This is a genomic window from Streptomyces sp. NBRC 110028, from assembly GCF_001417735.1.
Taxonomy (GTDB): Bacteria; Actinomycetota; Actinomycetes; order Streptomycetales; family Streptomycetaceae; genus Streptomyces.
The window spans coordinates 575,929-598,497 of the sequence record NZ_BBUZ01000025.1; the positions used below are offsets into that span (position 1 = coordinate 575,929).

Genomic DNA, 22,569 nt, shown 5'->3' on the forward strand with positions numbered 1-22,569 from the left:
CAGATTTCCGCACCACGTACACCGATGGAGTTCTCCCCATGACCAGTTCTTCCGGTACTCCGGACGACGGGCACGACACCACTCCGGAGCCACCGGCCACGGGCGAATCCGGTGGCGGGAGTTCGAGTGCTTCCGGGAAGCAGGGCGGCCCGAACGCGGTACTCAAGGGCGAATCCGGCTTCCGCGAGCCGCCCGGGGACTACGTCAAGGCCGCCAGGACGGCCCCCGACCACTGGCTGTCCATCATCGACCGGCACTGGGACGGCGACGAGGACGAGCCTCCGCCGTCCTGGGCGATCCTCGGGCGCTGGCGCAGTGATGAGCGGGGCGAGATCGTCGAGTGGGAGGAGAACACCGAGTACCGGCCCTCACCCGACGCGCACGGCTGGGCCCGCCCGGTCAGCCCCGCGGACGCCGCCGTACAGCTCGTCGCCACCGGCTACGGCTCACAGGAGCTGTTCGCCCTGGTGCTCGCGGACGCCGAAGTGGCCGTGTGTGTCGACGAGGGGGGCGAACCGGCGGTCACCGAGGCCCCCGACGGGACCCCCGCGGTGCCCGTTTTCTCCCCCTCGCCGGAGTTGGAGGACGACAAGCTGCCCGCGCACGAGGTGATGTCCGTACCCGATCTGCTGGACCGGCTGCCCGAGGGGAAGGAGATCCTGTTCCTCAGCTCCTCGGCCCCGGTGGGGCAGCTCGTCACGGCGAGCGCCCTGCGGGAGGGCAAGGCCGAGGTGGACCGGTACGAGGCGGAGGCCGCGGACGGGGGGCCGGCGGCGACGGGGTGGTGACGGGGCGAGGGAACGCGTCCGTGCCCTTACCTCCGCCCCCGCGATCGGGGCCATCCGGCGGCGGCCGTAGTCTCAAGAACACCTCAGGTGGTGGACGAGGGGCCGCCCGCTCATGTGATGATGCGGGTACCCGATCTCCTCGATCGCTTGTCCGAGGATCGGGAACTGGTGTTCCTCAGCTCCTCCGCCCCGGTGGCCCGACTCGTCCCGGTGAGCGAGTTGCGGGTGAGCCGGGCAGTGGAGGGGCGCGAGGCGCCCCGGGGAACGGAGCGGGAGCACACCGGGCAATCCCGCACGGGTGCGCCCGCATCACCGACCATGCCGAGCATTACCAGCAGTGAGCCAGTCGGCCCAGTAAGCGAGGACAGCATGAGCGACAACGGCGCTTCCGCCGCGGTCACCCCATCCGAATCGGGCGAGCCGTCAACCGGTTTCGCGGACTTCGAGCCGACCGCCGAGACCCCGGCACCCGCCCCCGGGGCGTCCGACGAGACCGAAGTTCCGGAACCGCCGGATGAGTTCGTCAAGGCCGCCAAGCTGGCGCCGAACCACTGGCTCTACCTGACCGACCCCGCCTGGCAGGGCGAAGGCCCGCCGCCGGACTGGGCCGTGGTGGGCCAGTGGCGCTCCGATGACGACGGCGAGATCGTGGAGTGGCAGGACAACGAGAACTACCAGCCCTCGCCGGAAGCGCTCGGCTGGCCCGAGCCCGAGGACGACGTGGACGCCGCCATCCAGCTCGCCACGACCGGCTACGGTCCGGCGGAGGACGTCACCGCCGCGCTGGCCAAGGCGGAGGTCGCGGTGCTGGTCACGGCGAACGGCGAACCGGTGAGCGCGTCGGCGCCGGACGGCACGGCGGTCGTCCCCATCTACACCTCGCCCCGCTATCTGCACGCGGCCGGACGCCTGGGGTTCGAGCGGGTGCGGGTGCCCGCGTTCCTGGAGCGGCTTCCGGAGGGGCACAGCCTGTGCATCAACAGTTCCGCCCCGGTCAGCATGGTGATGACCACGGACGGCCTGGCGGACATCATGGCCGCCGCGGCCGAGGCGCCCGACGGGGAGGCCGGGGACGAGGAGTCCGGGGTCGAGTGGCCGTCGGTGGTGCCCCGCGAGGGCACCGCACCGGGGGCCGGCGAACCGGCCACGGCGGAGGACGGCCCGGCGGAGGACGGCCCGGCGGAGGACGGGACGACGGCGGGCGAGGCGGCGACGGACACCGCGGCGGCGAACGGTACGGCGGCGCCCCGCAAGACGGCGGCCCGTAAGACGGCGGCCCGCCGCAAGCGCGTCACCGACGTGGACCTTCCCGACTCCGGCGAGGGCGAGAGCGGGTGACCGAGGCGGACGACGCCGCCGGCGCATGGTGGCGGTGTCGTCCGCCGACGGGACGGTGAGCCGACCGCGTCGAAGAACCAGCCCCGGGGCAGCGCGGCGGCGGTCGGCACCGTCCTCACCGGCACCGGCACCGGCCGTGCGGTGGCCGACCACGAGTGGAAAGCCTAGTTCTGCGGCCCATGGCTGGACAGAAACACCTGTTTGCCATATTTACTGCGTACACTCCAAGCCCCCTGGTATGGCGGGCCACTTCAGCCCATCGGCCACCAGGTGACAACGGCTTGAGTGACACACCCAGGTGCGAAGGAGAGACGACGTGACCCGTTCCGGTGGCCGGTCGCGGTGGTTCGGCGGTCGCGGCAAGGCACGGCGCGCCGCCGCCCCCGCCCCAGCCCCGACCGGTGGCTTCGGCGGCGAGGCCACCGAAGCCGAGCCGGACGAGCTGCTGCTCGCCGAGGAGTACGGCGCGCTCATCTTGCTTCGCTCGGCCCGGGACACCACGATCAGTCAGACGACCGTGGACGAACTCGTCGACACGATGGGGGCCGAGGCGGGCATCGCCACCGTCGTGACCGGCGCGGCGGGCGGGGACGGCACGTCGGCGGAAGAGTTCTGGGAGCGCCTGGCCGAGGTGTTCGACTCGCTGCGCGAGGCGGGCACCGGCACCGTACGGCTCGTCATGTCCGGCGCGGGGGAGGACCGGCCGGACCGGCCGTCCGTGGCCCGCAGGGTCGCCGACGGGTGGGAGCTGGAGGTGATCGCCCCGGACGGCGAGGTCCAGATCGTCCCCGGCGGGTCGCTGTTCGTCCAGCCCGACCCGCCGCGGCGCAGGGGCTGGTGGAGCTTCTCGCCGGGCGTCCAGCCGGTGGCCCTGGGCGCGCGTCAGCCCGCCCCCGCGTGGCAGCCCGGCGTCGAGCAGGTGCCGCAGCGGACCGACAGCGGATGTGTCGTCGAGCAGATCCCGGCGGGGCTGCTGGCCCGCTCCCCCCACGCCACCGCGCCGCAGCGCGGCGACCTGTGCTACTCGGTGCCGGCCGACCCCCGGGGGCCCACCGTTCTGGTCGGCGTCCCCGAGGGCGGGGACGTCTCGGCGTCCGACATCGGCGAGGTGCTGTCGTCCCTGCCCGCGTCCCTGTGGTCCCGGGTCCGCCTCGCCCCCGGGAGCCCCCGGGACATCCTGCGCACGGGGCAGCTGGCCGCCGAGACGCTCAACACCGAGATCGTGGTCTACACGGGTCTGCCGCTCCTGGCGCCCAGCGGCCCCGCGGACCGTGGCACCGCACGGGCGATGCTCATCGGTGCCGACGGCAACCCGCGGTGGCGGCCCTTCGTGGACGCCGTGGTGTGCGCCCCGACCCCCGAGGGCGAAGCCACCCCGGCCCCGCGCCTGCTCCGCTGGAGCCCGCCGCTGCCGGGCCCCGGCAACGTCGAGCACGGCATCGTACGGCTCTCCGACCGCTGGCAGGCGATGGTGACCCGGGCGGGCCTGTGGATCACCGAACGCGACGGCCAGGCGCCGTCCACCTCGACCCGTGCGGTGGACGCCGAGGGCCCGGCCATCGAGGTCGGCCGCCCCGGCGAGGAGCTGGACCCGTCGCTGTGGCCCGACCTCACCCGGCTCTTCGAGCGGCTGGGGGCCGATGTGCGCGGCCGGGCGCGGCTGTACGTACACGGCACGGCCGCGGACGGCGGCCGCGAACTGCGCGCGATCGCGGCGCGGCACGGCGTCCGGACCCTCCGCTTCACCCCCCGGCCGGCCCCCGCCCCAGCCCCCCGCCCGGCGCCCGGCACCACCCCGCCCCCGGTCGCCCGCCCCACAACGGGCACCCACCCCACCCCGGCCGCCGGCGCGCCCGCACCTCCCGGCCCCGGCCTGGCCGCCGCGGCCCCCGCAACCGGTTCGGCCGCCGCGGCCGCGAGCCCGGCCACCGCCACGGGCTCGGCACCCGGTACCCGCCCGAGCCCCGGCGCACCCCTACAGCCCGGCAGCCGCCCGGCGCCCGGCACCGGCCCGCGACGTGGACCGCACCCGGGTCCCGGCCCGCGCCCGGCGGGCGGTACGCCTCCTCCTCCGTTCCCGCGCGCGGCTGGCGACGGCTCGTCGGCCCCCGGCTCCCGCCCGCCCGGCAGCGTGCCCCCGGCGCCCGGCGACCGCCCGGTGCCGGGCGGGCCGCTGCCGCATGGTGCGGGCCTGAGCCCCGGGCCGAGGCTGGGGCCCGGTCCGCGCCCCGTGACCGGCCCGCCCCCGGCGCCTGGTGGGCGCCCGGAGGCCGGCCCGCGCCCGCCGGCCGACGCGCCCTCGGGGCCGCGCGCGCCTGGGGCGCCGCGTCCCGGCCCGGGTGGGCCCGGCCCGCGCCCCGAGCCCGGGGCACCTCCGCCGCCCGGCGGCATGCCCCCGGCCCCCGACCGGTGGGGCACCCGCCCGGTGCCGGGCACGCCCTCGTCCCCTCGCGTGAATCCGGCGTCCGACGCCACACCCCCGGCACCCGGTGCGGGGTCCGGGCAGGACCCGGCCGGCCCGCCGCCGGCCGTCGGCGCGCCCTCGGCCCCCGGCACGCCGACGCCGCCTCATGCGGACCTGGCTCCGGGGCCCGGCCCGGACGCGCCCGCTCCGGTGCCCGCGCCCGGCACGACTCCGCCGCAGGGCGACGTACCGCCGGCCCCCGGTGCGCCACCCGCCGCCGGGACGCGCCCGACGGACGGTGCGGGGTCCGCGACCGATCCGGCTCCGGCGTCCGGCACTTCCCCGGCGCCCCGTAAGGGGCCCGGGCCCGAACCCTCGGGAACCGGTGGACGGCCAGCGACCGGCCGGCCTGCGTCCCCCGGCGCGAACCCGGAACCGGGCCCGCGGTTCGGCGCCGACTCCTGGGCCGCGGCCGGTTGGTTCCCGGTGCCTGACACACCGTCGGAGTCCGGCCCCGCCCCGTCCCCCGGCGCGGACACCGCCTCGGGTACGCCCCCGGAGCCCGGTGCGGATCCGGGGCCGGGCACGGACGCGGCGTCCGACGGGCGTCCGGCGCCCGGCACGCCGCCGTCCGTCACGTCCGCTCCCGGGCCGGAACCGGAGCCGGAGCCGGAACCCGCCGGGGACGTGCCCGAGCCGCCGCCCGCTCCGGCGCGTCCGCCGATGATGAGCGTGTCCTCGGGCTCCGGCGATCCGGACGAGAAGCGGGCCGAGCCCACCGAAGCCGAGCCCACCGAACCCCGGGCCACCGAGCCCGAACCCGCCGAACCCACCCAGCCGGACCCGGAGCCGGAGCCCGACCCCGACCCGGAGCCGGAGCCGGACCCGGAGCCGGAGCCACCGGCGCGGCGGGTGGCAGCGCCGTTGGCACCGGTGCCGTTTCAGCCCGGCCACGTCAGTACCGAGGCCGAACGCGGCATGTTCCGGGCGCTCGCGGACACGGTGTGGGACCGGCACGGGACCGCCGTGGGCCGTATGCTCACCAGGCTGCCCGCGCTGCGCGGGCAGGAACAGGAGGCGGCCCGCGCTGACCTGATCGCGGTGCACCTGTATCTGCACACCAAGGAAGGCCCGTTGGGCCACGCCGAACTGGCCCGTGCGCTCCGCGACGCCGACAAGCCGCTGCTGCCGTACGCCGCCTGCCTCACCTCGGGGCTGCGCCGACTGCCCTCCTACCGCGGTGTGGCGTTGCGCGGCGCCGAGGCGGAGGACCTCGGCGACGTCCCGGCGCCCGGGGACCTGCTGCGGGATCCGGCGCCGGTGTGCGCGCTGCCACTCGCGACCGGCGCGCCGCGCCCGCGCGGCGCGCGGTACGCGATCTGGTCGGTCACCGGGCGGCGGGTGCGCCAGCTGACCGACCGGCCGGGGGCGGGCCCGGCCCGGGACGAGGTGGTGTTCTCCCCGGGCACGGTGCTGCGGGTGCTCGATGTCCGCGAGGAGGACGGAGCACCACTGATCCTGCTGCGCGAGGTCCCTCTCACCACGCCGAACGCACAGCCCCCGCACGGCGCCGGGCTCGACGCCGAAGACCGGGCCGCACTCGGCCGGCTGGAGCAGGCGCTGGGCGCCCAACAGGTGGCGCCGGGGCCGTTCAGCTGGCCGGAGTTGTGCCACGGTCCGCTGGGGCGCGCCGCAGACCGGTCGGCGGCATCCTGACCGCCGGTCCAGCACTACAGAATCGGAGACTTGATGCCTCATCAGGACAGCTCGGGGCCCGTAGGCCCCACGGTGCGCCGTGCCGTCAGCATGCCTGGCACGGTGGCCGATCCGGAATCCGCGCTCCGTCCCCGGGCGGCGCGTAAGGACGCGAAGGAAACCCAGGAGGTGAACAAGGCCGAGGAGGCGAACGGGACCAAGGAGAGCACGAAGGTCACCGGGCCCGTCGGCTCCAAGACGGCCGCCGAGCCCGTGGAGGGCGACGAACCGAAGAGGGCCGCCGAGCCCGAAACGGTTTCCGCCGCGACGGTGACGGCTACGATGAAGACCTCATCGGGCGACGCGTCGTCCGAGGCGGCCTCGTCCTCCGCCAAGCGGAGCGACGAGCACCGCGAGGGCGATGTCGGCTCGCTGGTGGCCGCCGCGGGCGGCAACCCCCCGGGCAGCACGTCCGAGAGCGATGGCGGGGAAGGCGGGGACAAGCCGCCGTCCGGCCGTCCGACCAAGGCGCTGCTGGCCGCGGCGGGGATCGGCGGTGCGCTGCTGATCGCCATACCGTTCCTGGTCGCCGGCACCAACAACAGCAAGGACGACAGCGAGCCGGCGGCGCTGGCCCGGAAGGCGTCGGCCCACACCATGCCGGCGAACGACGAGGACAAGGCCCCCGGGGTCTACGCGCCCAAGTCGCCCGACAGGCCCAAGCCCACGCCCGAGGACAAGTCCAAGGCCCCGAAGAGCCCGGCGGCGAAGCCGAGCCCGAGCGTGACGGAGAAGCAGAAGGAGGAGAAGAAGCCCGCTCCTGCTCCCAAGAAGAGCAAGAAGGCCTCGCCGAAGCGGGCCATGGCCCTGATCGACTACTCCAACAAGAAGAACGTCCTGCTCAGGAACGCGGTCACCGGTAGGTGCGCCGACATCCCCGGCTACGGCAAGGGTGAGGTGGACGGTAAGATCCAGCAGTACTACTGCGACGGCACGAGCGCGGACAACCAGCTCTGGAACTTCGAGGTGCGGTACAAGGACAAGGGGCCCGCCTCCGCCAACCTCTTCCAGATCCGCAACGTCAAGGACGGCCTCTGCATGGACCTGCCGTATTACGGCGGTGCCGAGCACGGGGACGAGGTCACGGAGTACCACTGCGACGGCACCACCAAGGACAACCAGTTGTGGTGGCTGGAGCAGCGGGGCAGCAAGACGTGGTGGATCCACAACTACGCCAGCAACCAGATGTGCCTGGCGATCAAGGCGGACCGGGGCTCCACTGACCCCTCCGCCAAGCTGGCCATCGGGCCGTGCAGGTCCGACCGCAACCACGAGTGGATCATCTGAGGACGGCCACTCGCAGGCGCCGCCGGGCCCCCTCCGCCGCAGGGCGGAGGGGGCCCGGTCGCGTGCAAAACACATGCCCGAGGTCGCCGGTCGCGGTACAGTTGTCGCGTCCTGTTGTCTCCGATAGAGGTGGACGTTGCGCATCTGAGGTTCGCGATCATCACGCGGTACGGCGTTGCCGTACGCGTGGATGCGACCTCGGTGCATGAGCCGTCCCTCACCCCGACAGGCCCCGCACTCCCTCGCCCCTCCCGGCTCGGCCGCCGCGTGGTGCTCGCATACGAAGCCCCCATCCCAGCGCTGACGACTGCGAGATCACCATGGCCCATCCCACCACGCCCACGCCCGGCGCCGCCGTGACCTGCTCGGACCTGACCTTCCAGTGGCCGGACGGCACCACGCTCTTCGACGGGCTCTCCCTGACCGTCGGCCGGGGCCGCACCGGGCTCGTCGGCACGAACGGCACCGGCAAGTCCACCTTGCTGCGGCTGCTGGCCGGTCAACTGCGGCCCGCGCGCGGCTCGGTGACCGTCACCGGCGGCCTCGCCCATCTGCCGCAGAACATCACCCTCGACACGACGCTCCGCGTCGACCGGGCGCTGGGCATCGCCGAGCGGCGGGCCGCGCTGCGCGCCATCGAATCCGGGGACGTCGGCACGGAACACTTCGAGACGGTCGGCGACGACTGGGACGTCGAGGAACGGGCGCTGGCGACGCTCGGCTCCCTCGGGCTCGACGGCCTCGGCCTGGACCGCACGGTCGGCGAGATGTCCGGCGGGGAGACCGTGCTGCTGCGGCTGGCCGCGCTGCTGCTGGAGCGCCCCGATGTGCTGCTGCTCGACGAGCCCACCAACAACCTCGACCTGTTCGCGCGCCGCAGGCTCTACGAGGCGGTCGACTCCTGGCGCTCTGGTGTGCTGATCGTCGTCAGCCATGACCGGGACCTGCTGGAGCGGGTCGACCGCATCGCCGAGCTGCGGTCCGGGTCGGTGAGCTGGTACGGGGGCGGCTGGTCCGCGTACCAGGAGGCGCTGGCCGTCCAGCAGGAGGCGGCCGGGCGGACGCTGCGGGGCGCCGAGGCGGACGTACGCCGCCAGAAGCGCGAACTGGAGGAGGCCCGGGTCAAGGTGGCCCGCCGGGAGCGGCACAGCAAGAAGATGGACGCCCAGCGGCGGGCCCCGCGCATCGTCGCGGGGGAGCGCAAGCGGTCCGCGCAGGAGTCGGGGGACCGGCTCCGAGGGCTGCACGAGGACCGGCTGCGGGAGGCGCGCGAGCGGCGCGAGGAGGCCGCGGCCGCAGTCCGTGAGGACGCCGAGATCCGGGTGGACCTGCCCCACACCGCCGTCCCCGCGGGCCGCACCGTGCTCAGCCTCAGCGCGCTGCGCCCCCGCTTCGGCCGGTTGCGCGGCGCCGACCTCCGGGTGCACGGCCCCGAACGCATCGCGCTCGTCGGCCGCAACGGCGCCGGGAAGACGACGCTGTTGCGCACCCTGGCCGGGGAGCTGACCCCGCTGTCCGGCGAGGCCAGGGCCTTCGTACCGCTGCGGTTCCTGCCGCAGCGCCTGGACGTGCTGGACGACGAGCTGAGCGTCGCGGCGAACGTGGCCCGTCTGGCGCCCGGCGTCAGCGACAACCACATCCGCTCCCAGCTCGCCCGGTTCCTGTTCAAGGGGGCGCGCGCCGAACAGCCCGCGGGCACCCTCTCCGGCGGTGAGCGTTTCCGGGCCGCCCTCGCGGCCACCCTGCTCGCTGCCCCGGCCCCGCAGCTGCTGATGCTGGACGAGCCCACCAACAACCTCGACCTGGCGAGCGTGCGCCGGCTGACCGGCGCGCTCGCCTCCTACCGGGGCGCGCTGCTGATCGCCGGCCACGACCTGCCGTTCCTCGCGTCGGTCGGCATCACCCGCTGGCTGCTCGTCGGCGAGGAGCTGCGGGAGACGTCGGCGGAGGAGGTGCGCGACCTGCTGGAGGCGCCGGAGCCGGCGGACGCACCGGAGACGTCGGAGACGTCGGAGACAGGCTGAGGGGAGGGAGGGCGTCTCAGATCACCGGCGGGCGGCCCAGCCTGGTCATCCGCCACACCGTGCGCCACCGCATGGGCCGCCGGGTGCCGCACGGGGTGCGGACGCCCTCCAGGAAGCCGCCCGCCCAGGCCCGCAGCCCGTCGAGGGCGCGGGTGCGGGCGAGGGTGAGGAGGGTCCAGGTGCCGAGGTAGACGGGGACCAGGGGCAGCGGGAGGTGGCGGCGGGCGAGCCAGACCCGGTTGCGGGCGGTCATCCGGTGGTAGACCGCGTGCCGGGCGGGGGAGGTGCGGGGGTGCTGGAGGAGCAGTTCGGGGACGTAGAGCACCTTCCATCCCGCGTCGAGCGCCCGCCAGGCGTCATTCGTCGAGCGCGGAGAGCGCATTCTTCGCGGCGCTGATCGCGCCGTCGCGTATCTCCTTGGACGAGGGGGCCTTGTGGCTCTCGAAGTCGCCGCCGTTGTAGGTGGCCACGATGGTCGCGTTGTCCTTGCGGACCGTCACCACCGCCTCGCGCACCTGCTGGTCGTCGTCGCTGGTGAGCTTGTCCTCGACGGTCGCCTTGTCGCCGAGGCCGGACACCGGGTCGCCGGAGCCCGCGGGCGCCCGCCCGGTGACGTCGAAGCTGATGTCCAGCCAGCGGTAGTCGAAGCCGTCCAGGGCGTGCCAGGAGCAGCCCGAACGGCGGGTGAGGTCGCTGGTCTTCATCTCGGTGCCGCCGGTCTTGGCGCCCGGCACCAGCTCCTTGACCGTGGCGGCCGGAAGCGCGGTACACGCCTCGGCCGGCGGCCTGGCGTAGCGCGGTGGCGCGCTGGTGTCACCGCTCCCGCCCCCGTCCGGGGTGAGCCCCGCCCCGCCCCCGGTCGGGGCGGCGGCGGACGGAGTCGGGGAGGCGTCGGCCGCCTGGGAGCGGGTGTCGTCCGTGTCGCCGGAGCCGGAGGTGGTCATGGCCACGCCTGCGACGGCGAGGACGGCGACGGGCAGCAGCCGGGCGACCAGAGTGAGCGGGAGAGAACGCACGGCGGTCTTCTTCGATCGTGGGGCGGTCGGATCTGCGGGCGGGGCTGATCTCTTGGGGTGAATTTCCGCTCAGTCACATTATTCGATCGAGCCGGAGGTTATCTACGATCGGTGACGACCCACCGCCCGTCAGCCGCGACCGATGTACGGCATCGCCGTCGCCAGCACCGTCGCGAACTGCACGTTCGCCTCCAGGGGCAGCGAGGCCATGTGCCGCACCGTACGTGCCACGTCCGCCACGTCCATCACCGGCTCGGCCACCACCTCACCGTTCGCCTGGAGGATGCCGGCCCGCATCTGCCCGGTCATCTCCGTCTCCGCGTTGCCGATGTCGATCTGGCCGCAGGCGATCGAGTACGCCCGCCCGTCCAGCGACAGCGACTTCGTCAGCCCGGTCAGCGCGTGCTTGGTCGCGGTGTACGCGACGCTGTGCGGCCGGGGAGCGTGGGCGGAAATCGAGCCATTATTGATGATCCGTCCGCCTTGCGGATCCTGATCACGCATCAGCCGGAAGGCGCCCTGCGCGCACAGGAAGGCACCGGTCAGATTGATGTCCACGACCGCCTGCCAGTCCTCGTGGCGGAGATCTTCCACCGGCACCCCGCGCGGGCCGAAACTGCCCGCGTTGTTGAACAGCAGATCGAGCCGGCCGAAGCGGTCCCGTACGGCCCCGAACAGCGCGTCCACCTGCTCCGGCCTGGTCACATCCGCCCGCACGGCGAGGACCGAGGGGCCGTCGCCCGCCCGCCGCGCCGTCTCCGCCAGGGCCTCCTCGCGGCGCCCCGCGAGCACCACCGACCAGCCCGACTCGCTCAGTTCGATCGCCACCGCCCGGCCGATCCCGGAGCCCGCGCCCGTCACCACGGCGACCTTCGACACCACCGGCACACCCTCGCGTCCGTTCATGGGGCCGCAGCGTACGCCACGCCACATGCCTGCGTAGCGCGGGTATATGGCGGCAAACGTCCTATCCGGAAACGGACCTCACCAAGCCGACATGTGTGCGTCGTGTATAGGCAAGCGTGCGGCCTCCCCCCGACACTCCAATTCCTCTGACGCCACGAGCCAGGGGAGAGCACATGGCACACGCCGCACATCAGCAGGCGATGCGAGCCGCGGCAGCACATCTGGGCCGCCGCCGCTTCCTCACCGTCACCGGAGCAGCCGCCGCACTGGCCTTCTCCACCAACCTGCCCAGCGCCCAGGCCGCGCAGGTACGCAACGACGCGCTCACCGAAAACCCCTTCACGCTCGGCGTGGCATCGGGCGATCCACTGCCCGACGCCGTCGTGCTGTGGACCAGACTCGCGCCCCGCGCCTACGAGCCGGGCAACGGCCTGCCCGAGGAGGGCGCCGTCCGGGTCGAGTGGGAGGTCGCCCGCGACGAGCACTTCGGGCGCGTCGCCCGGCGCGGAACCGCCACCGCCCACGCCGAGTTCAACTACACCGTGCACGTGGACGCGAAGGGGCTCGACCCCGACCGCGTCTACTGGTACCGCTTCCGGGCGGGCAAGTGGATCAGCCCCGTCGGCCGCACCCGCACCACCCCGTCCCACGGCGCCAAGGTCCGTGACGTCCGGTTCGGCCTGGTGTCCTGCCAGGCGTACCACGACGGCTACTTCACGGCCTTCAAGCACCTCGCGGGCGAGGACCTGGACGCCGTCTTCCACGTCGGCGACTACCAGTACGAGTACGCCGTCAGCGCGGTCGGCGGCGCCCGCAACTACACCGACCGCACCCTCCCCGCGCACTTCAACACCGAGACGATGACGCTCCAGGACTACCGGCTGCGGTACGCGCTCTACAAGTGCGACCCGGACCTCCAGGCCGCCCACGCCGCCTTCCCCTGGTTCGTCACCTGGGACGACCACGAGACCGAGAACAACTACGCGGGCGACATCGACGACAACGGCGACCCGCCCGAGGAGTTCCTGATCCGCCGGGCCGCCGCGTACCGGGCGTACTGGGAGAACATGCCGCTGCGCATGCCGCAGCGGCCCGACGGGCCCGACATGCGGCTCTACCGGCGCTTCCACTACGGCCGGCTCGCCCAGTTCGACATCCTCGACACCCGCCAGTACCGCTCCGACCAGGCGTACGGCGACGGCTGGCAGTACCCCGGACCCGAGTCCGAGGACCCCTCCCGCACTCTCACCGGCGCCACCCAGGAGCGCTGGCTGCTGGACGGCTTCCGGCGCTCCACCGCCACCTGGAACGTCCTCCCGCAGCAGGTCACCTTCTCGCAGCGGAAGAACACCACGGCCGACCGCTCCAAGCTCTCCATGGACGCCTGGGACGGCTACCCCGCCTCGCGGGACCGCGTCCTGGCCGGGGTCGAACAGGCGGGCATCGAGAACTTCGTCGTCCTGACCGGCGACGTCCACGTCCATTACGCCTTCGACATCAAGAAGGACTTCAACGACCCGTCGTCCAAGACCCTGGGCGTCGAGTTCGTCGGCACGTCGATCACCAGCGGGAAGGACGGCGCCGACAAACCGGCCAACTGGTCCACGATGACGACCGCCAACCCGCACATGAAGTTCTACAACGGCCGACGCGGCTATGTGACGGTCACGCTGGACGGCCATCAGGCACGGGCCGACTACAAGACGGTCTCCGCGGTCACCACCCCGGGCGCGCCGCTCACCACGGCGGCGTCGTTCGTCAGCGAAGCCGGTAACCCCGGACTCCAGCAGGTCTGACCGATGAGGGCCCGCGGCGCCACGTCCGACGCCGCGGGCCCAGGCCGGTCACCGGGGGCCGCGACCGCGGCGGCGCGCGCTTCGGCCCGGGCCATGCCGTGCAGTTCGCTCCCGGTGGCGCACCGCCGCCCGGTCCGGCAGCCGGCGCATCCGGTGGCGGCGTGATCGAGGAACCGGCTCCAGGCCGTCGGCTCCTGCGCGGCGGCGCTCCCGCCGCAGGCGGGTGCGCAGGCCCACACCTCGTACGTCGTCCGGGTCGGCCCCCGGTCGACGGTGACCGTTCCGGCCGACCGGTCGGCGGCGAGGCGCGCGCCGCAGAGCACACAGTCCCAGCCCTGGAGTTGCTCGCGGGTGAGGGCGTCCGGATCGATCCGCCGGCTTCCCGTCATCAGGACCGCTCCTGCCGGTGGTGGGGGGCATGTCGGGGACAGGCGTAGACCGTCGGACTGGCGACGCTGCCGCTGTGCTCCACGGTGAGCGGGATCGGCTCATCGGTGGGCAGTTGGCAGCGGTAGCACAGCTGGCGGCCTTCCGGTACGGGCCGGAGTTCGGTGCGAACGGCCTCGGCCAGTGCGTCCCAGAGCGCCCGGGTGTCGGTGAGGAAGCGGTCGCGGCCCAGGGGGACACGCCAGTGGGTGCCCGGCCCTGTGGTCCAGTGGACCGGGGGTACGCCGAGGTAGTGGTCCTCGTCGGCGATCTTGGTGAGGACGTGGACCTGGCGCAGGTGCCAGCTCTTGGCGCCGCCCACCGCGATGAGCCAGTACAGGGTGGTGTAGCTGTCCTGGATGACGGCGCCGGTCGCGTCGCCGAGCAGTTTGAGGGCGTGGTCCCCGACGGTCGCGGCCACGCGGACGGCGTCCCACCAGTGGCCAACCGGTAACGCCTCCACATCTGCGGAGGACGGCGGCTTCCATGGCAGGGCTTCGGACATCATGGTCGGCTCCATTACGGACGGTGCTGTGACCGTCACATCGTGCCGACCGGGCAAGGCCCTGGCGTTCACAGGTTGTGAACGCCAACGCTCTTGACGGAGTGTGATCGAATCGCTACACGCCGCACCACAGGGAGAAGTCACGCAACGGATCCGGAACTCGCACCCGCGCCCGGCGCAGCGCCGCCGCTGTCTCGTGCACTTGCGGGTGATGCCGGGTCATCTGCGGTGCCACCTCGCGCGCCTTGACCAGCGAGGCGAACGCCTCATCGTGCCGAGCAGTCCACACCTGTGCCCGCGCCAGATCGATGTAGAAATGCCCGGCACGACCCGGCGGGTAGTCCTCGGGGATGTGCACTCCGGCCCCATGCTTCAACGCCAAGCCGTGCTTGTCCCGGTCCGCAGCCGCAGCGACGGCGTGCAGTTTCACGTTCGTCGGACCGAACGTCAGCTCGTAGGATCGCGTTTCGCCGGTCTCACGGGACAGCCCGCGTGCCTCTTCCAGCCACGCGTCCGAGGCGTCCTTGTCGCCTTGGCGGGACGACAAGATAGACCCTTTGAGGTGCAGCGCCCCGCGCACCGCCCGGGTCTCCGGGGTGCCGTCGTCGCCGAGGTCTTGAAGCGCCTGGTTCACCAGCCGCAGCCCGACGTCCAGTCCTGGCCTGCCTCCCTCGCATGAGGTCTGCGCGCGCATCCACCGCTCGACCGCGACCTGCCGCGGGTCACCGGACTCGGCCGCGGCCTGGGCCATGCGGGTCAGGGCAAGCCGGGCGAGGTGCATCTCGCCGACCCGGTACGCCACGCGCCACACTCCGCGTGCGGCCTCGGCCTGGAGCCCGTGCAGTTCCTCGCGGGATCGGCCGGGGCGATCGTGAAGGTGGATGGCATGGACGATTTCGGCAATGAGCGGTGGCAGGAGTTCGGCGAGTCCGCCGAGGTTGGCAGCGGCGCGCATCTCGACTGTGCGTGCCACAGTGGCGCGCAGCTTCTCCAGCGGCCGAGGCGGGGGCGCGGCCGGGTCCGGGGCGAGGTCCCAGTTATCAAGGGCTCCGCCGAGGGGTTCGATCATGCGGTCGATGCGGTCCTGCTGCAATTGTTCGCGGTACGGCTGGCCGCGCAGGTTGGAGACGCCTACATCGAGGGCGCGGGCGACGGCCGCCACGATCTCCTCGCTCGCGTTCCGGTCTCCCTTTTCCACCATGGAGAGCATGGAGGCAGAGACGTGAGCGCGTTGACCAAGCTGTCGTAGTGAGTAACCGCGAACGACGCGCAGTTCGGCGATACGCCGTCCAATTCCGCCGGTGTGTTCGTCGGTGCCGTACGGCATGCTGAACTCCATTCTGGCGACACTCAGAACGGTACCCGTGCTCGGCTCCGCAAGTACGGTCGTTCGGCCCCATTCCGGTGGAGGCCATCGCGTTGCCTTGACAACACGTTCAGCCGCCGGGACCGGCCAGCCGACTCTCCACCCGTGAGCGGGCGGCCTCGGCCCGGGGGTCGGTCAGGTGTCATGGGAAGACGCCAGTGCGCACAACCGGATGAGGGGGAGGCGGCTGCTCCGAGTCGAAACGTCTTCTGGGGACCCCGGCGGGGGTGTCGCCGTGCGTGGGTGATGCCGGGCATGAAGAAAGGGGCAGTGGCTGTAAACAGCGAGTGCCCCTTTAAGTCTGCGTACAGATTAGCATGGGTCCGCTCCCTCCGCTACCGTACCTTTCGTGCCCAGCTCGATACCTTCCGTGCCCGATGGCCTCTATGCGCGCCACACTCTCGCGCGCATGATCGACTACTTCACCGATGAAGGCACTCCTTGGGCACGAAGGCTGTGGGACATCGGCTCGCTCCTGGCGCTGGAGGAGCTCTGGGAGGCGGGCAGCTGGCAAGCTCAGGGTGTCCTGTCTTCTGCCGCCTGTGACTGGCAGCGTGCTGAGTTGCGCAAGTTGATCGGTCCGGACCGTGGCTTAGGGGAGCGCGAGCTGCGCAAGGAAATCACCACTCTCCTCAGCGCTCCACTTCTCGATCCGAGTCCTGCTCGGCGGCGGTTGCGGGAGGTCGTCGATCACGCCCGGTCCGGATACCTGGAGCGTTGGGCTGTGGCGGTGGCCTCGGAGAACCGTCCGGGCCCCGAGCGATTCTCCCGTACGGTTGCAGCGCATCTCCTGGACCTCGGATACAGCGCGAGCTACCTGCTCGCTTGGGCGAAGAGGCTTTATGCCGCCCGCGCGGACATCGCCCATATCGCCGATAGCGCCGCCGGCCTCGCGCGGACAGCTCGTGAACCGTTCGAAGTTCTCGTCGCCCTGTCCGGGCTGCCCCAGCGCGAGCTGGCGGAGTCGCTGACGAACTGGCTGCCCAAGGGGAAAGTGGTGGCCTGGTTGCGGGAGCACGGACACGACACCGCCGGTGTGCGCCCGGGCGGTGGCTTCTTGTACCGGTTCAGCGCACGGGATGCCCACGGTGCGGCTGAGCAGGCCCGGCAGATGGTCGAGCGGATGGTCGCCCGCTCCTCATTCCTGCGCCGCAACCGTGGTGGCATCACGCCGCTGCCCTTCATCTGGGTAGCCGGACATGTACAGCCAATCCCGTTCACGCCACCGGCCCGCGGCGCGGATGTGCTGACGCTCGTCAACGAAGGCCACCTTTACCGCGTCAGCGGCTCACGCAGCCGTATAGACGATGCACTTGAACTGGCGGCTCCCATCAACCAAGGAGCATTCGGCCCTGCCGTCGCCGGCGCATGGGCAGCCATCGAGGCGTTGCTGTCACATCCCGATGATCCACAGGAAACAGAGCGGTCTGGGAAGGCCGTTGCCGCTGATCGACTGGCGGCGGTCATCGCCTGCTCCTGGCCACGAGCTGAACTCACCGCTCTGGCACATCGCCACAAACCTCAGCAACCCGATGACCTCGGCAGGCGACTCGCCGCATGCGGAACAAACCTCGAGCGGGCAACATACGTGGCCGAAGTGTTGCGAACATCCGGCGGCGAAGCTCTGGACTTCTCAGGCACACGGACCAAGCACAGCGACCGTCCAGCAGCGGAACGGATGGTCGCCCTGCTGGCGGAACCTCGCCGCGTCCTGGAAGAAGTCATGAGTACCTATCGCATCGCGCTACGGCGCCTGTACCGCACTCGTAACATCGTGCTGCACGGCGGGTCCACCCAAGGAGTCGCCCTCCACGCCTCCCTTCGGACAGCCGCGCCACTGGTCGGTGCGGGGCTCGACCGGATCGTCCATGCCGATCAGGTCCATCAGACCACCCCACTGGATCTGGCCGCTCGTGCAGAGGTGGCACTCCGGCTCGTCGGAGGCGAGACGGGGGTTTCGGTTGTGAACCTTCTCGAGCCCGCATAGCTGGAGTGCCGCACGCCGTCGCGACACAGGCCGGCGGAGCGCTATCAGATCTCGCCCGGATAGCGGACGCCGATGTCCGCCCGCGCCGCGTCCAGGGTGCGCATCACCGCCAGGCTGCCCTCCAGGGGGACGAGCGGTGACTCCCGCTCGCCCGCCCGCAGGCAGCGCATCACCTCCGCCGCCTCCCGCTGGTACGAGCGCAGGCCGTCCGGCGCCGTGAACTCCTCCGGATCGCGGCCCGGCCGGTGCAGGACGAAGCGCTCGGGGCTGAAGAAGCCACGGGGGAACTCGATGCGGCCCGCCGAGCCCGTGACCGCCGCCGTCATCGGCGTGTCCGCGGTGATCGAACAGCTCAGCAGCGCCACCGCCCCGCTGTCCCAGCCCAGCAGCAGACCGGTGTTCACGTCCACGCCCTCCGGCGACAGCTCGGCGCGCGCCCGTACCTCGGCGGGCTCGCCCAGCAGCAGGTGCGCGAAGGACACCGGGTACACCCCGAGGTCGAGCAGCGCGCCCCCGCCCTGGGCCGGGTCGCGCAGCCGGTGGCCGGGGGCGAAGGGGCCGGGGAGGCCGAAGTCCGCGTGCACCGCGCGGACTTCGCCGATCGCGCCGTCGTGGATGAGGGCGGTCATGCGGCGGATGACCGGATCGCAGTACGTCCACATCGCCTCCATCAGGAAGCGGTCACGGGAGCGGGCGAGGCCGACCAGCTCGTCCGCCTCGCGCGCGTTGAGGGTGAACGCCTTCTCGCACAGCACCGCCCGGCCCGCCTCCAGGCACAGACCGGCCGCGGCGCGGTGGGCCGCGTGCGGGGTAGCGACGTATATCACGTCCAGCTCGTCATCGGCCGCCAGCTCCGCCCAGCTGCCGTACGAGCGGGGTATGCCGAACCGTTCGGCGAACCGTTTGGCCGACTCCGGGCTGCGCGAGCCCACCGCCGTGACCTGCGCGTCTTCCATGTCCAGCAGATCCGCCGTGAACGACGCGGCGATCCCGCCGGTCGCCAGGATGCCCCACCGCACGGGTTCGGCCTTGGTTCCGGACATCCGCTGCACCCTCGATCCCTCGGCTTAATCGGTCGTGAGCACACCGATTCAGCTGAGAGCATAGACAACGATTCAACGACTCATGGAAGGCCAGCATGCAGCAGCCCGGCCCAACGGCCGCCGCTCCCGACCGGGCCCACAGACCCGACTCCTCTTCTCTCTCCCCCTCCGCCGCCGCGCCCCAGGTCACCGCTCCGCTGACCGCGCAGCGCCGTACGAGCCTCCTCGTCACGTTCGTCCTCGGCGGGCTCACCGCTCTCCCCGCCCTCTCGATGGACATGTACCTCCCGGCCCTGCCGGAGGTCACCGACGCGCTCCACAGCTCCGCCGCCACCGCCCAGCTCACCCTGACCGCCTGTCTGTTGGGCATGGCGCTCGGCCAGCTCGTCGTCGGCCCGATGAGCGACAAGTGGGGCCGCCGCCGTCCCCTCCTCATCGGCATGGTGATCTACGTCATCGCCACCGCCATCTGCGCCTTCGCGCCCTCCGCCGGGCTGCTCATCGGCTTCCGGCTGCTCCAGGGGCTCGCCGGGTCGGCCGGGATCGTGATCGCCCGCGCCGTCGTCCGCGACCTGTACGACGGCATCGCGATGGCCCGCTTCTTCTCCACGCTGATGCTGATCTCCGGCGTCGCGCCCATCGCCGCGCCCGTCATCGGCGGCCAGATCCTGCGGTTCACCGACTGGCGCGGCGTCTTCGTCGTCCTCACCGTGATCGGCGCCCTGCTCACCCTCGTCGTCTGGCGCTTCCTGCGCGAGACCCTGCCCGCGGAGCGCCGCCACGACGGCGGGCTCGGCGAAACCCTCCGTACGATGCGCGGGCTGCTCGCCGACCGCGCCTTCACCGGCTACATGCTCGCGGGCAGCTTCGCCTTCGCCGCCCTCTTCGCGTATGTCTCCGGTTCGTCCTTCGTCGTCCAGGAGATCTACGGCGCCTCGCCGCAGACCTTCAGCCTCCTCTTCGGGCTCAACTCGATCGGCCTCATCGGCATGGGCCAGCTCAACGGCCGGGTCCTCGTCGGCCGCGTCAGCATGGACAAGGTGCTGGCCGTGGCGCTGACGCTGATCGCCCTCGCGGCGACCGCGCTGCTGGTCCTGTCCGCCGGGGTCTTCGGCGAGGTCGGCCTGGCGCCGGTCGCGGCCTGCCTGTTCGTGCTGATGTCCTCGATGGGCCTGGCCATGCCGAACACCAACGCCTCGGCGCTGATGCGCACCCCGCACGCCGCCGGTTCCGCGTCCGCGCTGCTCGGCACCTCCACCTTCCTGCTCGGGGCCGCCGCCTCGCCGCTGGTGGGGATCGCGGGCGAGACCACGGCGGTGCCGATGGCCGTCGTCCAGCTGGTGTGCGCGCTGGCCGCCATGGGCTGCTTCATGGGACTCTGCCGCCCGTGGCAGCGACGCACCAAGCAGAGCCTGACGGTGGCCTGAGCCAACTTCTGCGCACCGTGGAGGCGCTCCCCGAGGGGGAGCGCCCCTGGTGCGCGGGCGCCGTCGTGGCCGCCGGAACCGGCGCCGGGCCCCTGGCGGAGGGCGCCTTCGGCTGGGCGGTGCGGTACGCCCGCCACGACCGCGAGCTGCCGCGCGCACAGTGGGTCCCGACGCGCGCCGACACGGTCTTCGACCTCGCCTCGCTGACCAAGCTGTTCACCGCGATCGTGGCGGTGGGCGCGCTGGAGCGCGGCGAGATCGAGCTGGACGCCCCGGTCGCCGCTTACGCCCCCGAGTGCACGGCCGCCGCAGCCCACGGCATCACGGTGCGCCATCTGCTCACCCACCGCTCCGGTCTGGTCCCGGAGCTGCCGCTGTACGAGTACCACAGCGATGAGGAACGCTGGGCGCGGCTGTACGCCGAGCCGCCCGGCACCGCGCCCGGCGCCGCCCGCCGCTACTCCGACCTCAACCTGCTGCTGATGCAGCGCGTGCTGGAGCGGGTGACCGGCGGCACGCCGGCCGACCTCGTCCACGACCGCGTCACCGGCCCGCTGGCCATGACGTCCACCCGCTTCCGCCCGCCCCCGAGCTGGCTGCCGCGCATCGCCGCGACCGAGGACCAGCGGCGCCCGTGGGGCAAGCTCGACCGGGGCATGCTGCGGGGCGTGGTGCACGACGAGAACGCGTACGCGCTCGGCGGTGTCGCGGGCCACGCCGGGCTCTTCTCCACGGCGGCCGACCTGGCCGCGCTGTGCCGCGCCCTGCTGGCGGGCGGGGGTCCGGTGCTCTCACCCGCCTCGGTGGACCTGATGCTGACGGCGCCGGGGCTGGGCTTCGAGGTCGACCAGCCGTGGTTCATGGGCGGGTTGGCGGGCCGCGGCGCGGCCGGGCACACCGGCTTCACGGGTACCAGCCTGGTGCTGGACCGCTCCCGGGACTGCTATCTGATCCTCCTGGCCAACACCGTCCACCCCCGCCGCCGCCCCGGCGACAGCACCCCCAGGGCCGCGGCGGCCAACGCCCTGGCCCGCGCCCTGGGCTGATCGACTGCTCAACATCTGGGAATGTCGTCGCAGTTGGCCTGTTCCGTTCGCTTGGTTAGCCTGTGCCCCTGCCGTGTACGCCTGGACGGCATGCTGCTCCACCGCCATGAGGAAGACCGCTGTGACGAACCTTCATGATCCGCAGGACTCTCAGGACCCCACAGGCGCGGAGGGCGCATCCGGTGGCCCTGGCCCGGCGGCGCCCCCCGGCTGCCCCGCCCACGCCGGCCCCGCGTTGCTCCACGGGGAGCGCTACCTGCGGAACCCGGCCGAGAGCCACGAGCAGATGAGGCGTGATCACGGACAGGTGGCCCCGATTCTGCTGGAGGCCGATGTCCCCGCCTGGCTCGTTCTCGGCTATCGCGAGATGCGCCAGGTCCTCGCCGATGCCCAGACCTACAGCCGCGACTCACGCCACTGGAATCGCTGGGACGAGGTGCCGCCCGACTGGCAGCTCATGCCCTGGGTGGCCTACGGACCCATGATCCTCTTCACGGAGGGGGAAGAGCACCGGCGGCGCTCGGAGGCCATCAGCGAAGCCCTCGCCGCCGTCGACCCCTTCGAATTGCGCAGGCACTGCGAGCGCTTCGCCGATGAGACGATCGACAAGTTCATCGGCAAGGGCCAGGCGGACCTGGTGCTCGACTACGTCTTCGCGGTGCCCGCCCTCGCCATGGGCACGATATTCGGCATGCCCGAGGAGCGGCTGCAGCCCCTGGCGGAGGCGGTGACCGTCTCGCTGATGACCACCGACGAGGCCATGGCGGCCCAGCAGCGCGCGGCCGCGCTGGTGCAGCAACTGGTGACGGAGAAGCGCACGACGCCGGGTCCGGACGTCACCTCGCGATACCTGCAGAACTGCCCCGGCCTCACCGACGAGCAGCTGGTCGGGGACCTGATGGTGATGATGGCCGCGGCCATGCCCGCCGCGTCCTACTGGATCGGCAACACCGTACGTCTGATGCTCACCGACGACAGGTTCACCCTGACCCTCGCGGGCAATCGCCGCAGCGTCGGTGAGGCCATGAACGAGGTGCTGTGGGCGGACGCCCCCATCCGGAACAACATCGGGCGCTTCGCCACCCGGGACGCCACGCTCGGGGGCCGGCATGTCCGCGCCGGTGACCTCCTCGTCCTCGGCATCGCCGCCGCGAACGCGGACCCGGCACTGTGGCCCGACCCCCAGGCGGGTTACGCCGGGAACAACGCGCATCTGGCCTTCGGCGGCGGCGAGTACGGGTGTCCGGCGGGCGCCCCCGAACTCGGCACGATCATGGCGGAGACGGCGATCGAGGTGCTGCTGGACCGGATTCCCGATCTGGAGCTGGCGGTCGAGCCCGACGAGCTGGAGTGGCTGGCCTCCTTGTGGTACCGCTGCCTGTCGTCCCTCCCCGTCGTCTTCACCCCCGCACCCGTCTAGTGCCGCGTCAGCCAAGGTTCGCCCCGCTCGCCGCC

General features: G+C 72.6%; 16 protein-coding genes and 1 pseudogene. 10 read left to right on the plus strand and 7 right to left on the minus strand.

The genetic code is table 11. The annotated features are described in order from the left end of the window. Nucleotides 1–38 precede the first annotated feature (38 nt). From ASC60_RS14755 to ASC60_RS14775, 5 genes are all read left to right on the plus strand, one after another. Nucleotides 39–788 carry a type VII secretion system-associated protein gene (locus tag ASC60_RS14755; protein WP_063787133.1) on the plus strand — a complete coding sequence of 250 codons (750 nt, stop codon included), beginning with the start codon at nt 39–41 and terminating at the stop codon, nt 786–788. Between the two features lie 369 nt (nt 789–1,157). Continuing rightward, on the plus strand, nt 1,158–2,126 hold the full coding sequence (locus ASC60_RS14760) for a type VII secretion system-associated protein (RefSeq protein WP_079038401.1): 969 nt from the start codon (nt 1,158–1,160) through the stop codon (nt 2,124–2,126). 316 nt (nt 2,127–2,442) lie between these two features. Next, on the plus strand, nt 2,443–6,246 hold the full coding sequence (locus ASC60_RS14765; protein WP_055550830.1) for a hypothetical protein: 3,804 nt from the start codon (nt 2,443–2,445) through the stop codon (nt 6,244–6,246). 102 nt (nt 6,247–6,348) lie between these two features. Continuing rightward, nucleotides 6,349–7,572 carry an RICIN domain-containing protein gene (locus tag ASC60_RS14770; RefSeq protein WP_159043269.1) on the plus strand — a complete coding sequence of 408 codons (1,224 nt, stop codon included), beginning with the start codon at nt 6,349–6,351 and terminating at the stop codon, nt 7,570–7,572. A gap of 320 nt (nt 7,573–7,892) precedes the next feature. Then, a complete protein-coding gene (locus tag ASC60_RS14775; RefSeq protein ID WP_055550834.1) occupies nt 7,893–9,596 on the plus strand; it encodes an ATP-binding cassette domain-containing protein in 1,704 nt (567 codons plus the stop codon). Nucleotides 9,597–9,612: 16 nt separating this feature from the next. Here ASC60_RS14775 and ASC60_RS14780 read toward each other — a convergent pair. From ASC60_RS14780 to ASC60_RS14790, 3 genes and pseudogenes are all read right to left on the minus strand, one after another. Further along, nucleotides 9,613–9,960 (minus strand): annotated as a pseudogene (locus ASC60_RS14780) (glycosyltransferase family 2 protein); the annotation flags it as partial. Beyond that, nucleotides 9,953–10,612, minus strand: coding sequence for a hypothetical protein (locus ASC60_RS14785; RefSeq protein ID WP_055550836.1), 660 nt, complete (start codon nt 10,610–10,612; stop codon nt 9,953–9,955). The gene ASC60_RS14785 and the pseudogene ASC60_RS14780, both read right to left, overlap by 8 nt. 129 nt (nt 10,613–10,741) lie before the next feature. Continuing rightward, nucleotides 10,742–11,518, minus strand: a complete 777-nt coding sequence (locus ASC60_RS14790; RefSeq protein WP_055550838.1) for an SDR family oxidoreductase — start codon at nt 11,516–11,518, stop codon at nt 10,742–10,744. A gap of 173 nt (nt 11,519–11,691) precedes the next feature. Here ASC60_RS14790 and ASC60_RS14795 point away from each other — a divergent pair, with 173 nt between their 5' ends. After that, complete coding sequence (locus ASC60_RS14795; RefSeq protein WP_055550840.1) at nt 11,692–13,314, plus strand: alkaline phosphatase; 1,623 nt, start codon at nt 11,692–11,694, stop codon at nt 13,312–13,314. Here ASC60_RS14795 and ASC60_RS39225 read toward each other — a convergent pair. The 3 genes from ASC60_RS39225 to ASC60_RS14805 all read right to left on the minus strand — a co-directional run bounded on the left by ASC60_RS39225 (nt 13,215) and on the right by ASC60_RS14805 (nt 15,572). Beyond that, nucleotides 13,215–13,703: a hypothetical protein gene (locus ASC60_RS39225; RefSeq protein WP_199830958.1), complete on the minus strand. Its 489-nt coding sequence runs from the start codon at nt 13,701–13,703 to the stop codon at nt 13,215–13,217. The two genes, ASC60_RS14795 and ASC60_RS39225, sit on opposite strands and share 100 nt — an antisense overlap. Further along, a complete protein-coding gene (locus ASC60_RS14800) occupies nt 13,703–14,248 on the minus strand; it encodes a hypothetical protein (protein ID WP_063787134.1) in 546 nt (181 codons plus the stop codon). The genes ASC60_RS39225 and ASC60_RS14800 overlap by 1 nt, the downstream gene beginning before the upstream one ends. Nucleotides 14,249–14,360: 112 nt before the next feature. Continuing rightward, nucleotides 14,361–15,572 (minus strand): helix-turn-helix domain-containing protein, encoded by a 1,212-nt coding sequence (locus ASC60_RS14805; protein ID WP_055551128.1) that lies wholly within the window; start codon nt 15,570–15,572, stop codon nt 14,361–14,363. A gap of 448 nt (nt 15,573–16,020) precedes the next feature. Here ASC60_RS14805 and ASC60_RS42220 point away from each other — a divergent pair, with 448 nt between their 5' ends. Next, entirely contained in the window at nt 16,021–17,598 is a 1,578-nt protein-coding gene (locus ASC60_RS42220; RefSeq protein ID WP_199830959.1) for a hypothetical protein, read from the plus strand. Between the two features lie 44 nt (nt 17,599–17,642). On the opposite strand, the gene ASC60_RS14815 is transcribed toward ASC60_RS42220, so the two are convergent. Further along, nucleotides 17,643–18,641 (minus strand): Gfo/Idh/MocA family protein, encoded by a 999-nt coding sequence (locus tag ASC60_RS14815; RefSeq protein ID WP_055550851.1) that lies wholly within the window; start codon nt 18,639–18,641, stop codon nt 17,643–17,645. Between the two features lie 95 nt (nt 18,642–18,736). Here ASC60_RS14815 and ASC60_RS14820 point away from each other — a divergent pair, with 95 nt between their 5' ends. The 3 genes from ASC60_RS14820 to ASC60_RS14830 all read left to right on the plus strand — a co-directional run bounded on the left by ASC60_RS14820 (nt 18,737) and on the right by ASC60_RS14830 (nt 22,534). After that, the gene (locus tag ASC60_RS14820; RefSeq protein WP_055550853.1) at nt 18,737–20,068 is read left to right on the plus strand and encodes a multidrug effflux MFS transporter; all 1,332 of its coding nucleotides are present in this window, start codon (nt 18,737–18,739) and stop codon (nt 20,066–20,068) included. Then, nucleotides 20,029–21,114, plus strand: coding sequence for a serine hydrolase domain-containing protein (locus ASC60_RS14825; RefSeq protein WP_370592915.1), 1,086 nt, complete (start codon nt 20,029–20,031; stop codon nt 21,112–21,114). Before ASC60_RS14820 ends, ASC60_RS14825 begins: the two co-directional genes overlap by 40 nt. Before the next feature lie 121 nt (nt 21,115–21,235). Next, nucleotides 21,236–22,534, plus strand: coding sequence for a cytochrome P450 (locus ASC60_RS14830; protein WP_370592916.1), 1,299 nt, complete (start codon nt 21,236–21,238; stop codon nt 22,532–22,534). Nucleotides 22,535–22,569 lie beyond the last annotated feature (35 nt).

Bases quoted from the DNA above. Each gene is read 5' to 3' on its own strand.
- ASC60_RS14795 (WP_055550840.1), top strand. From the start codon at position 11,692: ATGGCACACGCCGCACATCAGCAGGCGATGCGAGCCGCGGCAGCACAT.
- ASC60_RS14805 (WP_055551128.1), bottom strand. From the start codon at position 15,572: ATGCCGTACGGCACCGACGAACACACCGGCGGAATTGGACGGCGTATC.
- ASC60_RS42220 (WP_199830959.1), top strand. From the start codon at position 16,021: ATGATCGACTACTTCACCGATGAAGGCACTCCTTGGGCACGAAGGCTG.
- ASC60_RS14800 (WP_063787134.1), bottom strand. From the start codon at position 14,248: ATGATGTCCGAAGCCCTGCCATGGAAGCCGCCGTCCTCCGCAGATGTG.
- ASC60_RS14820 (WP_055550853.1), top strand. From the start codon at position 18,737: ATGCAGCAGCCCGGCCCAACGGCCGCCGCTCCCGACCGGGCCCACAGA.
- ASC60_RS14760 (WP_079038401.1), top strand. From the start codon at position 1,158: ATGAGCGACAACGGCGCTTCCGCCGCGGTCACCCCATCCGAATCGGGC.
- ASC60_RS39225 (WP_199830958.1), bottom strand. From the start codon at position 13,703: ATGACGGGAAGCCGGCGGATCGATCCGGACGCCCTCACCCGCGAGCAA.
- ASC60_RS14790 (WP_055550838.1), bottom strand. From the start codon at position 11,518: ATGAACGGACGCGAGGGTGTGCCGGTGGTGTCGAAGGTCGCCGTGGTG.
- ASC60_RS14775 (WP_055550834.1), top strand. From the start codon at position 7,893: ATGGCCCATCCCACCACGCCCACGCCCGGCGCCGCCGTGACCTGCTCG.
- ASC60_RS14815 (WP_055550851.1), bottom strand. From the start codon at position 18,641: ATGTCCGGAACCAAGGCCGAACCCGTGCGGTGGGGCATCCTGGCGACC.
- ASC60_RS14755 (WP_063787133.1), top strand. From the start codon at position 39: ATGACCAGTTCTTCCGGTACTCCGGACGACGGGCACGACACCACTCCG.